The organism is Pedobacter frigiditerrae, from assembly GCF_032678705.1.
GTDB classification, from domain to species: domain Bacteria; phylum Bacteroidota; class Bacteroidia; order Sphingobacteriales; family Sphingobacteriaceae; genus Pedobacter; species Pedobacter frigiditerrae_A.
Map to the genome: position 1 here is coordinate 184,138 of NZ_JAVTSS010000002.1, position 14,827 is coordinate 198,964.

The 14,827-nt window shown below is 34.8% G+C and carries 13 protein-coding genes; 3 read left to right on the forward strand and 10 right to left on the reverse strand.

Annotation, left to right across the window (positions count from 1 at the left end):
* Positions 1–40: 40 nt before the first annotated feature.
* The 7 genes from R2Q59_RS11390 to mutL all read right to left on the reverse strand — a co-directional run bounded on the left by R2Q59_RS11390 (position 41) and on the right by mutL (position 8,083).
* Complete coding sequence (locus R2Q59_RS11390; protein WP_316785592.1) at positions 41–895, reverse strand: DUF4440 domain-containing protein; 855 nt, start codon at positions 893–895, stop codon at positions 41–43.
* Positions 896–972: 77 nt separating this feature from the next.
* A complete protein-coding gene (locus tag R2Q59_RS11395) occupies positions 973–1,950 on the reverse strand; it encodes a M28 family peptidase (protein WP_316785593.1) in 978 nt (325 codons plus the stop codon).
* Positions 1,951–1,954: 4 nt separating this feature from the next.
* Positions 1,955–3,415: a cysteine--tRNA ligase gene (gene cysS, locus R2Q59_RS11400; protein ID WP_316785594.1), complete on the reverse strand. Its 1,461-nt coding sequence runs from the start codon at positions 3,413–3,415 to the stop codon at positions 1,955–1,957.
* Positions 3,416–3,464: 49 nt separating this feature from the next.
* Positions 3,465–4,577 carry an endonuclease/exonuclease/phosphatase family protein gene (locus R2Q59_RS11405; RefSeq protein WP_316785595.1) on the reverse strand — a complete coding sequence of 371 codons (1,113 nt, stop codon included), beginning with the start codon at positions 4,575–4,577 and terminating at the stop codon, positions 3,465–3,467.
* The gene (locus R2Q59_RS11410; RefSeq protein WP_316785596.1) at positions 4,577–5,425 is read right to left on the reverse strand and encodes a rhomboid family intramembrane serine protease; all 849 of its coding nucleotides are present in this window, start codon (positions 5,423–5,425) and stop codon (positions 4,577–4,579) included. Before R2Q59_RS11410 ends, R2Q59_RS11405 begins: the two co-directional genes overlap by 1 nt.
* Positions 5,418–6,158 carry a rhomboid family intramembrane serine protease gene (locus R2Q59_RS11415; protein WP_316768982.1) on the reverse strand — a complete coding sequence of 247 codons (741 nt, stop codon included), beginning with the start codon at positions 6,156–6,158 and terminating at the stop codon, positions 5,418–5,420. The genes R2Q59_RS11410 and R2Q59_RS11415 overlap by 8 nt, the downstream gene beginning before the upstream one ends.
* 74 nt (positions 6,159–6,232) lie before the next feature.
* Positions 6,233–8,083: a DNA mismatch repair endonuclease MutL gene (gene mutL, locus R2Q59_RS11420; RefSeq protein ID WP_316785597.1), complete on the reverse strand. Its 1,851-nt coding sequence runs from the start codon at positions 8,081–8,083 to the stop codon at positions 6,233–6,235.
* 527 nt (positions 8,084–8,610) lie between these two features.
* On the opposite strand from mutL, the gene R2Q59_RS11425 reads away from it, so the two are divergent.
* Positions 8,611–10,242 (forward strand): amidohydrolase, encoded by a 1,632-nt coding sequence (locus R2Q59_RS11425; RefSeq protein ID WP_316785598.1) that lies wholly within the window; start codon positions 8,611–8,613, stop codon positions 10,240–10,242.
* Positions 10,229–12,046, forward strand: a complete 1,818-nt coding sequence (locus R2Q59_RS11430; protein ID WP_316768987.1) for a serine hydrolase domain-containing protein — start codon at positions 10,229–10,231, stop codon at positions 12,044–12,046. The genes R2Q59_RS11425 and R2Q59_RS11430 overlap by 14 nt, the downstream gene beginning before the upstream one ends.
* A 107-nt stretch (positions 12,047–12,153) precedes the next feature.
* Here the strand turns inward: R2Q59_RS11430 and R2Q59_RS11435 are convergent, their stop codons facing one another.
* Positions 12,154–12,798, reverse strand: coding sequence for a hypothetical protein (locus R2Q59_RS11435; protein ID WP_316785599.1), 645 nt, complete (start codon positions 12,796–12,798; stop codon positions 12,154–12,156).
* A 66-nt stretch (positions 12,799–12,864) separates the two neighbouring features.
* Entirely contained in the window at positions 12,865–13,095 is a 231-nt protein-coding gene (locus R2Q59_RS11440; RefSeq protein WP_316768989.1) for a hypothetical protein, read from the reverse strand.
* A 216-nt stretch (positions 13,096–13,311) separates the two neighbouring features.
* Between R2Q59_RS11440 and R2Q59_RS11445 the strand changes: the two genes are divergently transcribed.
* Positions 13,312–13,731: a helix-turn-helix domain-containing protein gene (locus R2Q59_RS11445; RefSeq protein WP_316768991.1), complete on the forward strand. Its 420-nt coding sequence runs from the start codon at positions 13,312–13,314 to the stop codon at positions 13,729–13,731.
* Between the two features lie 264 nt (positions 13,732–13,995).
* On the opposite strand, the gene R2Q59_RS11450 is transcribed toward R2Q59_RS11445, so the two are convergent.
* A complete protein-coding gene (locus R2Q59_RS11450) occupies positions 13,996–14,823 on the reverse strand; it encodes a DUF6929 family protein (RefSeq protein ID WP_316768994.1) in 828 nt (275 codons plus the stop codon).
* Positions 14,824–14,827: the final 4 nt, after the last annotated feature.

Sequence of the window (14,827 nt, forward strand, 5' to 3'; positions counted from 1 at the left end):
AGGTTTATATTTGGTTGTTCCCGATAGCTATCAGGGATGGTTAGCGTTCTGCCAAGGTATAAATTTGAGACATGATGTTCCAGTTTCCATCAGTTTGGCGTTCCCAGATATAAATATAGTGAAAAGTTTCACGTAAATCAGTTTTATAATCAATTGTTGCTACACCATAAGTGTAACCAATATCAGCACCTAACGCTTTATCAAATGAAGTTGTTTTTAAATTGATTTTTTCAATCATTCTGTTGTTAAACGCTTGAATGTTTTCTTTACCGATTAACACCTCTGTTCCTGGGAAAAACAATTGAGCATCCTTGTTCAAGAAACCAGCAAAGGCGCTTGGTCCGTAAGATTTCAAAGTTGCATTTAAAGTTTTTTCCGTTGAGTTAATGATTTCCTTACTAGCCTTTAACTCTTTATCATTTGCAAATTTCGGCGAAACATGATCTTTAGGTTCAATATAAGTTTGAGTAGCCTTTTTTAATGGTTTATTGGTCTCTGCTCCTAAATCTAAAATGAATTCCCATTTGCCATTATTCACTCTCCAAACAGAAAGATAGTGTCCGTAAGATTTTTTCTCTCCGTCAACTACATAGCTTCCAATCGTAAATCCTAAATCTCCACTTCTAGAAACTCGAGCATAATTAGCTGTCCAGCTTAAGTTTTTCATATCTGGAGCAGTGCCGTAAAACTTTTTAGCATTAACGGGATTTGGTCTAAAAACTAAAGCATCGTTGGCGGCATACTTTGTAAAAGCCGCATTGGCTCCGTCTTTAGCAGCATCTTCTGCAAATGCTTTTTCTGCATTTACTAATGATTTTGTTGTACCATCTGCTTTTTGTGCATAAGCGCTTACACTAATCGCTGCTATTAAAAGGGAGTAAATTATTTTCTTCATCGTTTAAAATAAAAATGGTGTTGCGAATATATGATTTGAAAGATTATATCAGCTAAAAAGAAATTAACAATTAAACATTAGGCTGCAGGTTTTTCTCTAAAGATAACCTCAAGCACAGTTTGACCAACAGCTTTTAAAGTATTTCTATCGATATTATTTAAGTTATCCAACTGAGTATGCCAATTTTTATAAAAAACACCATTAGCAGAATAATCAATAATATCAATACAAGGTATTCCAGCTTTATTTACCCAATAGTGATCGTCGATTAAGCTAGGCGAAATATCACTGACAAAATAAGCAGAATACCCAATTTCATTGCCAATGCTCCAAACCTTTTGAACTATTTCTGGTGCATACTTTCTAGAAACCTCATCTTGTGTAAATTGTGCATTACTACCACCCACCATATCTAAGTTAATGGCATACATGGGCTTATACCCTTTTACTGGTGGGTTTTTAGCCCAATATTGAGAACCTATGCACCATGTAGTATCATCTGTAGATTCATCATTAGAGCTACCATAATCTTCTATGTCCCATAAAATAAAGTCTACACCAACATTTGGTTGTTTCTGTTGAATTTGACGAGCCATTTCCAACATAATGGCAACACCACTTGCGCCGTCATTAGCTGCGTCGAAAGGTCTATCTTTCATTTTAGGGTCCGCATCTTGATCAGAAAATGGGCGAGCATCCCAATGGGCAGTAATTAAAACTCGTTGTGTTTTCTCTGGGCTAAAAGCAGCAATAATGTTCTTTAATTGATGATTTTTACTATCATAAGTTTTAGCTGCTCCTTGTTGTACAAAAACTTCTCCTCCAAAAGATTTGAACTTTTTAACCAAATAGCTTAAACAATTAGTATGTGCTTCGGTCGATGGGATTCTTGGTCCGAAATCTACTTGAGCTTTTGTATAGGCAAATGCACTATCTGCATTAAATTCTGGCGAAGATAATTTAACAACTAGTGTTTCTTCACTCGTCTTTTTATCATTTGTACAAGCAATAAAGCTGCACAATACAATTAGGGGGATTATAAAAATTTTATTCATCTTACTAAGATTTACTCCAAGTTGTACCTTCCTTACTATCTTTTAATTGAATGCCAATATTTTGCAATCCAACTCTAATTAAGTCTGAAGTAGTATAATCTTTATTTTCTTTAGCTTCTTTTCGCAGGGCGATAACCATATCTAAAACATCATTCAATTCTGCATTGCTTGTATCTTCGTCTTTTAAACCGAATACATCAACCACAAAATCATTCATTAAGGTTTTTAATTTATCCAACTCTGTTGAAGTAATTTTAGTTGAACCGTCATAAACAGTGTTGATGATACGAGCCGCCTCAAAAAGTTCGGCAATAACAACAGGACTGTTGAAATCATCATTCATTGCATTTTCGCAATTGATATGAATCGGGTCAATTTCTACATCACCTTGTTCACTTGACACTAACTTCGGTAATAAACTTAGGGCATTCATCAACCTTCTAAAACCTTTTTCAGAAGCATCTAAAGCATCGTTAGAAAAATCTAATGTACTGCGATAATGAGCCTGTAACATAAAAAATTTAACTGTCATCGGGCTATATCCTTTACGCAACAGCGGATGATTTCCTGTAAACAACTCACCTGGTAAGAACCCATTTCCAGCCGATTTTGACATACGTGTGCCGTTAACTGTTAACATATTGGTATGCATCCAATATTTAGCAGGTTGATGGTGACTGCAAGCTTCAGATTGCGCAATCTCATTGGTATGGTGCGTTGCCGCTAAATCCATTCCTCCTCCATGAATATCAAATTCTTGCCCTAAATACTTAGCGCTCATTGCAGAACATTCGATATGCCAACCAGGGAAACCCATACCCCAAGGTGAAACCCATTGCATTAAAGTTTCTGGCTTCGCCTTAATCCATAATGCAAAATCCAATCTGCCACGTTTATCATCTTGACCTCCCAACTCTCTGGTATTGGCCAACATATCTTCCAGATTACGGTTGGTTAAAATGGTATAGTTATATTTTTTACTATATTTTTCTACATCGAAGTAAATTGTACCATCAACTTCATAAGCATAACCATTGGCCATAATAGTTTTAATCATTTCAATTTGCTCAATGATATGTCCAGTTGCAGTTGGCTCGATGCTTGGCGGCAAAGTGTTAAACATTCCCATTACTTCGCGGAAACCCAAAGTATACTTCTGCACTATTTCCATGGGCTCTAACTGCTCCAATTTTGCTCTTTTTGCAAATTTATCATCCCCTTCATCCCTATCTCCCTCTAAATGGCCAGCATCAGTAATGTTTCTTACATAGCGAACTTTATAGCCGCTATATTTTAGGTACCTAAAGATTAAATCAAATGAAATAAAAGTACGGCAATTACCCAAATGTACATCACTGTAAACCGTTGGACCACACACGTACATACCTACGTGAGGCGCATTTAAAGGCTCAAAAATTTCTTTTTTTCGTGAAATAGTATTGTATAATTGTAGGTTTTGTTTCATTGTGCAAATGTAAATAAAAAGCTTAATTGCTTTGTGATGAGAAAGCCACTTAAGGTTTTGTTTTAAGATGTAAATCGCTACGTACTGGAAAGTGGTCTGACAGTTTCGCTTCTATGATATGATAATTAGTTACCTCTATATCTTTTGTTGTCGCAATATAATCGATTTGAAAATTAGGGAATTTGCCATTATAGGTCCTCCCAAATCCTCTTCCTTTTTTAATGAAAGCATTGTTTAAAGAGTCTGTCATTTTAGTAACGGCATAAGACGCTGGGGTATCATTGAAATCTCCTGCAACTATATAAGGAATTTCACAAGTTCTCATGTGGGCTTTCATTAAATCTACCTGTGCACTTCTTTTTGTAAATGCTCTTTTTAACATACTAGCAATGCGTTTAGAGGAGCCTACCTCAGGGTCCATTTCCTTAACTTTATCCAAATAGTCATAATCTTGACCTTTAAAAGAAATAGATTGCAAATGAACATTATAAATTCTTAAAGGACTTCCCTTAACCTCCAAATCCAGATAAATACATTCATTTCCCGCCCCTTCTTCAAATACAATCTTACCCCTGTCTTTTATAGGGTATTTTGAGAAAATAGCCAAGCCAAATGCCTCAGACTGGCTTTTCATAGTAGGTTGAAAATAATAATACTTGGTGTTTAATATTTCCTTTAGGCTATCGACAGTATTATAAAGTCCTTTATACTGCGTATAGAATTCCTGAATGCAGATCACATCAGGATTTTGAGTTTCTATAACATCAAACATATTTTCCTTAACCGTCTCATTTAATTCATCACCATAGGGCTTAAAAGCATGAACATTATAGGTCATCATTCGCAGTAATTCATCTTCAGCTTTTTTATCTTTTCCTGAATTACCAAATAAACCGAAAGTAGCAATTAAGGTATGCCAACCAGAGCAAATAATCACGATAGTTAAAAATGCTAAAAGCCATTTTTTACGCAAAAACCACCATAATAACAAAATGGCATTGGCAACTAGAAAAAATGGATACGCCAAGCCTGCAAAAGCTAAATAAATATGCTCACGGGGATCGCTTTTACCAGCAAGAATACCACAGATTAAGCCTATAGCTAGGACAATGGCTATAAAAATCATCAATTTATCGAAAAAAGTTATTTTGCTTTTTTTCATTAATTCTTACTTGCCTTAAATAAGGTATCTTTTTCTTCTTTAGTTAATTTATCGTAACCTGTTTTAGATATTTTATCTAAAATCGCATCAACTTCCTTTTGATTCACCATACTTTGAGATTTTTTAGGTGCATCGTTTTTAACCACTCTCAATTTTGGCTTTTTCTTAAAAATGGCACTTAAATCTGTTCCACTTTGTAATAGTTTAACATAAGTAAAACCAAATAAAGCACCACCTAAATGGGCTAAACTTCCTCCTGCATTTGCTTCTTTTACTCCTATGAAGTCTAAGAATATATAAACAAATAAAAGGTATTTGATTTTCACTTCCCCAAAAAACATCAAACGCAAGCTATAATTAGGGACCAATGTTGCCGCAGCCGTGAAAACTGCCATTACAGCTGCCGATGAGCCTTTGAGTGTAGCTTCGCCAACCGAAGGCTGATAAACTGGCACCAAATTAAATATTAAGGCAAAAAATATAGCCCCAAGAATCCCTCCTCCTAAATACACAAAGTGGAATTGACGAGGCTTTACAAAATCTAAAAATATTTGCCCCATCCAGTACAACCATAACAAATTGAAAAGGATGTGGAAAAAGTCGGCGTGGAAAAATTGATAGGTTAAGACTGTATAAAAACGAGTTAGCCATAGGTTTGAGGCAGATGGAAATGCCAAATAACTTTTAACAAAATCGTATATAACTCTTTCTTGACCTAAAAAATAAAATATAACAGACAACAAAGAAACAACCACAAAAATTGCAGCGTTAATACCAATATAAAGCATAACTGGATTGCCAGACTTAAAAAATTTAAGCTTTAAATCGTTCCAAATGTTATTAGTCATAGTAATCGTAGTAGGTATTTTTATTTTTCCAAAGTTTGACTAAAATATAACCAATTAATGCACCACCGAGGTGAGCAAAATGCGCTACAGTATCGCCTTCAATGCGACTAACTCCTAAGTATAATTCTAGCACAATATATCCAGGAATAAAATATTTAGCTTTTACTGGGAATGGAATAAACATCAACATCAGTTCCAAGTTAGGATAAAGAACCGCAAAGGCTGTCATTACACCAAATACTGCCCCAGAAGCACCTACCATTGTCCCAAAGTACACAGAACTAATGTTAGATGCTTGAGCGTTAGAAAATACTTCTGGATTATATTGACCCTTTGCAAGTAAATCTAGTTGCATTCTTCCATTATCTACAATTGAACCAGTAATCTGATATAATTCAAATGCTTGTACCACCCACTGTAAAAATATTGCCCCCAGTCCTGTTATTAAATAAAAGTTAATGAATCTCTTTGCTCCATAATGATTTTCTAAAATACTTCCGAACATATAGAGACCAAACATATTAAATATGATATGCATTATGTCCTTATCAGAGTGCATAAACATATATGTAATTGGTTGCCAAACTTGAAATTTTGGAGAATCAAAATAATGCGCTCCCAATAAATCAGCTAAATCAAGTCCTTGTGCTTTAAACACCCAAGTTGCAGCATAAAATATTATATTAATAATGATTAAATTCTTTACAACTGGTGGTATATTTATATTATTCATATTGTTATGATTACACCTATTAAAGTGATTTCATGGGTTTTAGTTTGCTATCGTTTAAAAGATTATAGCTTTCCTTATTTATCAAATTTTTGAGCGATTTCTGTCAATGGGATGGTTTGTACCACTGGTTTACCACTAATGCTAAAATTAGGTGTTTTACAAGCAAAAAGTTCTTCAATCAGGGTATTCATTTCCTGCTGACCCAAACTTGTTCCTCCCTTAATGGCACTGTTTTTTGCCATACTTCTGGCTAAAGCATCTCGTTTATCTAATTTTAAATCTTGTTGCGAGTTTTTAAAACCCTCAATTAAATGTTCAAATAATTGTGTTTCGTTAATATTTGTACTTCCTAAATCTACAGGAATACCTTCAATAACCAATGTATTTTTACCAAACTCCCTTACTTCAAAACCTAAACTTTTAATATCATCTAACAAGCTTTTTGCCAACTCATAATCGTTCGGACTAAGCGTTACCGTTTGTGGGAAAAGACTTTGTTGTGATGCACCCTTTCTATCTTCTAAATGCAGCAAAAATCTTTCGTACAAAATTCTTTCGTGAGCAGCTTGTTGGTCTATAATCATTACACCAGATTTAATCTGAGAAACAATATAACGATTATGTATCTGCATAAATTGCTTTTGCACTGGTTCAAATTGCAGGTCTTTTGGTTCCCCCAAATCAATTGATGCTTGCTCTGGCACATGGTGATTAGTAACCTCATACAAAGAACCCCAATTTTTACTCGGCGCCATACTGCTGCCCCTACTCTCATTTCTTAGAAACGGAATTTCTTTTGTGGTGGTTTTTGTAGCGCCAAAAGGATTAAAATCTGGGTTAAAAGCAATACTTGGTGGCACTATATCTTCTGGCGCCATTTGACTAATCATATTGCTAAAACCAGTTTCCTGATTAAAATCTATAGTCGGACTAATATTAAATCTGCCTAAAGACCTTTTAACAGCCGAATGGATAATTGCATAAATAGACTTTTCATCTAAATATTTAATCTCCGTTTTAGTTGGATGAACATTTACATCGATTTTTGAAGGGTCGATGTCGATGAACAAAACATACAATGGAAAATTATCATCAGGCAATAATTCTTGATAAGCTTTATTAACTGCATGATTTAAATAAGCATCTTTGATGAACCTATCGTTTACAAAAAAGAATTGCTCGCCTCTGGTTTTTTTAGCAAACTCCGGCTTGCCTATAAATCCTTTTAAATTGATGATAGTTGTTTCTTCCTCTACTGGAATCAGCCTCTCATTATAATTATTGCCAAATAAATGAACAATGCGTTGTTTCATTGCTGATGATGGCAAACGATAAACTTCTAATCCATCGTGGTGTAAGCTAAAAGCGATGTGTGGTTTTGCCAAAGCAACTCTTTGAAATTCGTCTATAATATGACGCATCTCGGCAGGATTGCTTTTCAAAAAATTTCTTCTAGCTGGTGTATTATAAAAAAGGTTTTTTATGCAAATGCTAGTCCCGTTAGGTGTTCCAACAGGTTCTTGTTTTATAAAAGTTGCACCTTCAATTTCTATCAGTGTACCAACCTCATCCTCATGGCGTTTGGTTTTCATTTCTACCTGAGAAATAGCGGCAATTGAAGCCATCGCCTCTCCCCTAAAACCCATGGTGCGGATGGTAAATAAATCTTCAGCCTTGCGAACTTTAGAAGTTGCGTGCCGTTCGAAACACATTCTTGCATCGGTTATGGTCATACCGCAACCGTTATCTATAACTTGTATCAATGCTTTTCCAGCATCTTTAACAATCAATTGTATCTTATCCGCACCTGCGTCTATTGCATTCTCTAGTAATTCTTTTACCGCTGATGCAGGTCTTTGCACCACCTCTCCGGCTGCAATTTGATTGGCAACACTATCGGGTAAAAGTTGTATAATATCAGACATTTATTCTTTTTTGTAAGGCTGCTAATTTAGCGAAAATAAGGCTAATCTAGGTTACAAAAATTGATTGTTTAATTGTCAAATTAAGCCCAAGAGTTATTGCTTTTAGGCATAAAATGTATTTTCCTTTTACTAGAAAAGCACAGGCAGTATTTCAATTAAAGCAAGTCCCGCCATTGTTACAATCTTTTTGCCCTTCGCTGCGCTTGGGACTGAAAAAAGGATTTTCACTTCTGTCGCCTGCCTGCCGCAGGCAGGGGTTTAAATGGAAAGGCTTGTGCAAGGAAAACCCCTGATAGCAGCAAAAACCATCGTTCCCTAAACCCGACCGGCAGCGTTATACCATTCTTCATGGTATTAAGCAGAGAGCGGGACTAGCTTATCCAAAGAACTACAGGCATTGCTTTTCTGAAAATTTAAAACAAATTAAACACCTCTAATCATAGATTTTATTTCTTCTTTCTTCATCATTTTTATCTGTGGTTAATTTTGTTACCCAAAAACTCCAAACTGATTTCTATCTTTAAAACATGAAACGATTTCTCCCCCTATTTGCCTTGCTTATTATGCTTTTTGGTTGCGGCAAACCACAAGCAGACTTGATTATTTACAACGCAAAAATTTATACCGTTAACGACAAATTTGATATTGCCGAAGCCATAGCAGTTAAGGACGGGAAAATTTTAGCCGTAGGTAGCAACGCTGATGTTCGCGAAAAATTTGGCGCAAAAGAGGAAGTAGATGCAAATGGAAAAGCAGTCTACCCTGGTTTTATAGATGCCCATGCACACTTTTATGGTTATGGCGAAAGCTTGCAAAGTGCCGATTTAAGAGGAACAACAAGCTGGGAAGATGTGTTGAAAAGAATTACTGAATTTGCAAAAACGCATCCAGATGGCTGGTTAACAGGCAGAGGTTGGGACCAAAATGATTGGGCCGACAAGCAGTTCCCCTCTAAAGAAAAACTAGATGAACTATTTCCAAACAGACCAGTTTTATTGGAAAGAGTAGATGGACACGCTTCCATAGCAAATCAGAGTGCCTTAAATGCCGCCGGCATCACAAAATCATTTACATTAACTGGCGGAGATATTGTAGAAAAAGATGGGAAGTTAACTGGCTTGTTAATTGATAATGCGGTAGAATTAGTTTCAAATAAAGTACCTGGTCCAGATGAAAAAAAAGCAACCAAAATATTATTAGACGCACAAAAAAACTGTTTTGCTGTTGGCTTAACAACCATAGACGATTGCGGTTTAGACTTTGAAGCTGTAGAATTTATAGAAAAAATGCAAAGTGATAAAAGCCTTAAAATGCGTTTATATGTAATGCTTTCTGATGCAGAAAAAAACTTCGATTACTTATTTAAAAGAGGTGCGATTAAAACGGACAGGCTAAACGTTAGGGCTTTTAAAGTTTATGCTGATGGTGCTTTAGGTTCTCGTGGCGCTTGTTTATTGCATCCATATAGCGATATGCCAAATACGTCTGGTTTTTTATTAAGCGATATAAAACATTTTGAAGAAGTAGCCGACAAGATTAATTCGCACAATTTTCAGATGTGTACCCACGCCATCGGCGATTCTGCCAACCGAAGCATTTTAAAGATTTATGATAAAGTTTTAAAAGGAAAAAATGATAAACGTTGGAGAATAGAACACGCTCAAGTTGTGGCGCAAAGCGATTTCGGGTTATTTGGAAAATCTAGCGTTGTGCCGTCCGTGCAACCAACTCACGCAACTTCTGATATGTACTGGGCAGCAGACCGTTTAGGTAATGAAAGAGTAAAAGGTGCGTATGCCTACAAACAATTGATGAACCAAAATGGTTGGATACCTTTAGGAACTGATTTCCCTGTTGAGCAAATCAACCCGATGTTAACTTTTTATGCCGCAACGGCAAGAAAAGATTCTAAAGAATTCCCAAAAGATGGATTTCAAATGGAGAATGCTTTAACACCAGAGCAAGCGTTAAGAGGAATGACAATTTGGGCTGCAAAAGCCAATTTTGAAGAAAAAGAAAAAGGAAGTTTAGAAGTTGGCAAATTTGCAGATTTTGTGATTTTAGATAATGATATCATGAAAGCAACTGGACAACAAATTTTGAATAACAAAGTACTAAAGACGTATTTAAATGGAGAAAAAGTATATGAACAAAAATAAACTGACAGGGATTATAGCCTTATGTGTAACTGCTATTTTTACAATGAGTGCTTGTGCGCAAGACCATAAACAAAATGAAAATCGACTAAAAAACATTAACTCTGTTGTAAATAGTTCTGTTTTATTAAATAATCAAGATTGGTTTATTCCAGTTACTAAATTGGCAGAGAAAAAATTCGCTTCCATTAATTTAGGTTTCGATTATCAAGTTTCTTTTGACAGTTTGCTAAATAAATACGCTGATGTAAAATCATTAAGCGCAAAAAAATATGCTGATTCATCAACCTACAATGATTTAGCAGATGATTTAAAATATTACACAACAATAATCATTACCATTACCGACCAACTGGCAAATGATGGGAAAACCTTAAATTTTATTAATGATGTTGCCAAACACAAACAGGTAATTTTAGCAGTTTTTGGGAATGGAAAAGCTTTAAATTCTTTCGATAATTTAAGTGCTCCCATAGTTTGGAGTGCACAAAATACGGAAGAGGCGGCAATGGTTGTTCCGCAAATTATTTTTGGTGGAATTGCTGCTCAACAAACATTAAGCAAAGGGTATTCTGGAAAATATACGGTTGGTTCTGGTTATAAAACTGCTGTAACTCGTTTAAAATATACTGTACCTGAAGACGCTGGTGTAAACACAGAAGATTTATTGGAAGTAGATAAAATTGCAAAAGAAGCAATAGCTGGAAAAGCTACTCCAGGTGTTGTAGTTTTAGTAGCAAAAGACGGCAAAGTAATTTATAATAAAGCTTTTGGCTCTCACACTTACGATAATACTATAGCAGATAAAGTAACCGACATATTCGATTTGGCTTCAGTTACTAAAGTTACGGCAACAACCCCAACAGTAATGAGATTAGTAGAGCAAGGAAAATTAAAGCTTGACACGAACATTGGCTATTACATCCCAAAAGCTCGAAATACGCCAATGAACAATATCAATGTTCGTGAGGTGATGTTGCATCAAGCTGGATTTATACCATATATTCCTTTTCATAATTTTGTTAAAGAAGGAGATTACAGTAGAGATTCTTCTGCCGCTTTCCCTACAAAGGTTGCCGATAGATACTACATCAAAAAAGGATTTTTTAGCGATTTCATGTGGCCAAAGATGCTGAATTCGCCGATTAAAACTCGTGGTTCTTATGTTTATAGCGACATCAGTATGTACGTCATGCAAGATATTGTAGAACATATTTCTCAAAAACCTGAAGAGCAATATGTAATAGATAATTTTTACAGTCCGCTGGGAATGCATAGCACAGGTTATTTACCAAGAAATCGCTTTGCAAAAGAACAAATTGTACCTACAGAAGACGACCAAATTTTTAGAAAAACATTGTTAGAAGGTTATGTTCATGACCAAGGTGCGGCCTTAAAAGGCGGTGTTGCTGGTCACGCAGGTTTGTTTGGTAGTGCTAACGATTTGGCAATCTATTATCAACTAATGCTGAATAAAGGAACTTATGGTGGCGAGCAATATTTCAAACCAGAAACGGTAGAAATGTTTACCACCAAACAAAGTAATGTGAGCAGAAGAGGTTTAGGTTTTGACCGTTGGGACCCAGATGCTAGCAAAAAATACCCGTCAGAATTGGCTTCTTCTCAAACTTTTGGGCATACAGGTTATACAGGAATTGGCGTGTGGGTAGACCCATCTAGGGGATTAGTATATATCTTTTTATCTAATCGAGTTAATCCTACTGTTAGTGAAAACTTAGGGAGAATGAACATTAGACCAAGAATACAAGATGCGATAAATAGAGCGATTGATAAGGGGAGGAAATAAATACTTGAAGCGATAGAAAATCAAAATATCGCTTCTTTATTTAAGCAGAAAACTCTCTATTAGAGATTATACCTTTTGAGCTTTAAAATTCCCTTTAAGCTAAAATATCATTTTTCCAAGAGAGCTTTTACTTCCAATCCTCTTTTCGATTCCTTTAATCTTAATGGTAAATTAGAGTAGATTTTTTCATAATCAACAAACATTCTATAACTTGTTTTTTTCTCTACACTCAACATTATCTTCAATAAAAAAACAGTTATTGGAGATTCAGGAAATGCCTCAAAGAAACCAGTATACTTTCTTGTTTTAATTGCTTCGTTCATGGCATTTAAGGCTTTTGTATCATTACCACCAATCAGCTCTGCCTCATTAACGTTATCTTCAACATATATTTTTACCGAATCATCTAAAACTATACTTTTAGTCTCATTTATTCCTTCATTTCTTTTTTCATTTACATCCTTATAGGTTCTGTTAGAGTCAATGCCAAAATAAATTGTGCCCATTTCAAAGTCCTGAGACTTATCAATTTCGAAATCAAATTTCCCTTCTATTATGGAAGTTTTAATGGTCATTTTCCTTTCAGGCAATAGTAAAAATGCATATTTATAATCTGGTTCTTTTACAAATCCAATAATCCTTGAGATATTTGATTGAGCATTTATACGATTAGTTGATAATAAAAAAATAAAGAAAATTATATTTTTCAATGTTAATTTTAAATCTATTATATTTTTATGTAATATTTTCATTTTTTCGACATAGATTTAAGACACATTAATTGCCGTGCAGTTAATGTGTCTTAAATGATTTTTCTTCTAAGGGTTATCTGGCATAGATGTGTATTCACTCATACAGATACTCATTATCATATTATAAACTGCATCCTCATCACCACTATCAGCTTCTGAGGCTGCGTTAGCAGCGGTGGCAATACATTGCGCTTGATACCAAGCAGGACAACCCCCACCCATTACATTTTTCATCTCTGCTCTAGTTAGCTCTTTTGCATCTGCAAAGGCTGTTTTGTTTAAAGTTAGTTTTTTCATACTTAATTTTTTGTTTTTGTTTAAATAAATTTTATGCCCTTTTATACTGGACTACACACGGCAGCAGCAATAAACGTTAATGCTCGTTGCTATATAAATACTTAGCTAAACTTAGCCTTACCTATTTGCAAAAGCGATTATTTTAAGAATGAATTAATTCTACTTGGGAATAAATCTATTCCTAAATAATCAAGATATTAGTTATAATTTACCACTATGTTATTTAAGGGATTTGAAGGTGCCAAAGAATTAACCAGAGCCGAACAGAAGAATGTTTATGGCGATGATATAAGAAAATACAGGGATGAAGTGTGCTATAGCCAAGAGCAAATGGCTAATCAATTAGGCATAACACAAAGTGCTTATTATAAAATTGAAGCTGGTGCTGTTAAAATTACAATTGAACGCTTAGAACAAATTGCTAAAATTTTGGGCAAACCAATTGAGGCATTCTTGCAAAAGGAAAAATATAATGAGCAACTAAAAAGCGAGCAAAAGGTTTATATCAATTTAACTGAGTTAGAACTCTTACAAAACACTATCAATCAACAGCAAAAGCGAATTGAAGAATTAGAAGCCAAGCTTAAAAGAAGAGATGATAAGATTGAGAAGCTTAAACAACAAATTACAGTTTAACTCCAGAAATTAAAACTTTGTAAACCAATCACCCTTGGCTTGCTTAAACGATATGGTTTTTTACATATTCGTTATTGGGGCAGTCTGGTTGCAAGCGGGCTGCTCCATTTTTTTAGTTTTTTCCCTTCCAACTGTGTAGGAATTTCTAAGAAAATAATTCAAGAGATTTTCCTCTGTTCTAACGTTTGTTTTAAAACCCTCCTCGATAGCGGTTATTTCGGTCGGTGAGACACCTACCTGTAGGTTAAATTGTATGTTTGGCTTTTATATCACCAACTTATAAATCACAGTCTCCAAAATTTCTGTATCTCTATCTTCACAAAGCAAGAACTCTAAGTTGGACGTGTTTTCCTTAAAAAAGGAAATGCCTTCAAACTTTTGGTTGGCAGATATCTGTTTAATGAAATTTAAACTTAGCGTTTCTGCATTGAGGCTTCCAATGTAACTTCCTAAAATTTCGCCATCATGGTAAGTTGAAGTTGTATCTTCCGCTGCTGCGATGAAATAGATTTGATTTTTATATAAAACTGCATCGGTAAATGACACTAACTTTTGGTCGGTTTTTAGTAAAACGATTGAAGTAAATTCAATTTTTGTGGCTTTTGTTAAATCGCTTCCGTAGATTTTAATAACACCATTTTTCTTTGCATTTCCATTTCCTCTATTAAACAAAAACCAGTTTACCCCATTAAAAACAGCTCCTTCAATATTCAAGTTGTCATCGTCTATCTTACAGCTACTTTTAACTTTGGCATATAATGATGACAAGTCTTGCTTAACAACTTTTTTAGAATCTAAGTAATAGGTAATCATTAAATTTCTGTTTGGCGTAGAACCAGAGCCTAAAACATAAAGCGTGTTCTTATAGTTACAAAGCACCTCAAAATCTCGCTTTTTTGCTTTTGGAATATTCTCTAAAACCTTTATCCCTTTTAATAATTCAATCTTATTTAAGGTTTTACTTATGATATTGTATTCATACAAATAAGCACTGTTATCGCCAATTACATATAATAAATTGCCTTTCAAGAGTAATCCTGAGGCAGAACCAATTCCTTTTATGTTGGCATAAACTTGTAATTCTTTATTCATTCTT

What these genes read in the sequence shown, in the direction of transcription:
- R2Q59_RS11435 (WP_316785599.1), bottom strand. Translation starts at nt 12,798, where the DNA reads ATGAAAATATTACATAAAAATATAATAGATTTAAAATTAACATTGAAA.
- R2Q59_RS11410 (WP_316785596.1), bottom strand. Translation starts at nt 5,425, where the DNA reads ATGACTAATAACATTTGGAACGATTTAAAGCTTAAATTTTTTAAGTCT.
- R2Q59_RS11405 (WP_316785595.1), bottom strand. Translation starts at nt 4,577, where the DNA reads ATGAAAAAAAGCAAAATAACTTTTTTCGATAAATTGATGATTTTTATA.
- R2Q59_RS11440 (WP_316768989.1), bottom strand. Translation starts at nt 13,095, where the DNA reads ATGAAAAAACTAACTTTAAACAAAACAGCCTTTGCAGATGCAAAAGAG.
- R2Q59_RS11395 (WP_316785593.1), bottom strand. Translation starts at nt 1,950, where the DNA reads ATGAATAAAATTTTTATAATCCCCCTAATTGTATTGTGCAGCTTTATT.
- R2Q59_RS11450 (WP_316768994.1), bottom strand. Translation starts at nt 14,823, where the DNA reads ATGAATAAAGAATTACAAGTTTATGCCAACATAAAAGGAATTGGTTCT.
- R2Q59_RS11445 (WP_316768991.1), top strand. Translation starts at nt 13,312, where the DNA reads ATGTTATTTAAGGGATTTGAAGGTGCCAAAGAATTAACCAGAGCCGAA.
- R2Q59_RS11425 (WP_316785598.1), top strand. Translation starts at nt 8,611, where the DNA reads ATGAAACGATTTCTCCCCCTATTTGCCTTGCTTATTATGCTTTTTGGT.
- R2Q59_RS11390 (WP_316785592.1), bottom strand. Translation starts at nt 895, where the DNA reads ATGAAGAAAATAATTTACTCCCTTTTAATAGCAGCGATTAGTGTAAGC.
- mutL (WP_316785597.1), bottom strand. Translation starts at nt 8,083, where the DNA reads ATGTCTGATATTATACAACTTTTACCCGATAGTGTTGCCAATCAAATT.
- R2Q59_RS11430 (WP_316768987.1), top strand. Translation starts at nt 10,229, where the DNA reads ATGAACAAAAATAAACTGACAGGGATTATAGCCTTATGTGTAACTGCT.
- cysS (WP_316785594.1), bottom strand. Translation starts at nt 3,415, where the DNA reads ATGAAACAAAACCTACAATTATACAATACTATTTCACGAAAAAAAGAA.
- R2Q59_RS11415 (WP_316768982.1), bottom strand. Translation starts at nt 6,158, where the DNA reads ATGAATAATATAAATATACCACCAGTTGTAAAGAATTTAATCATTATT.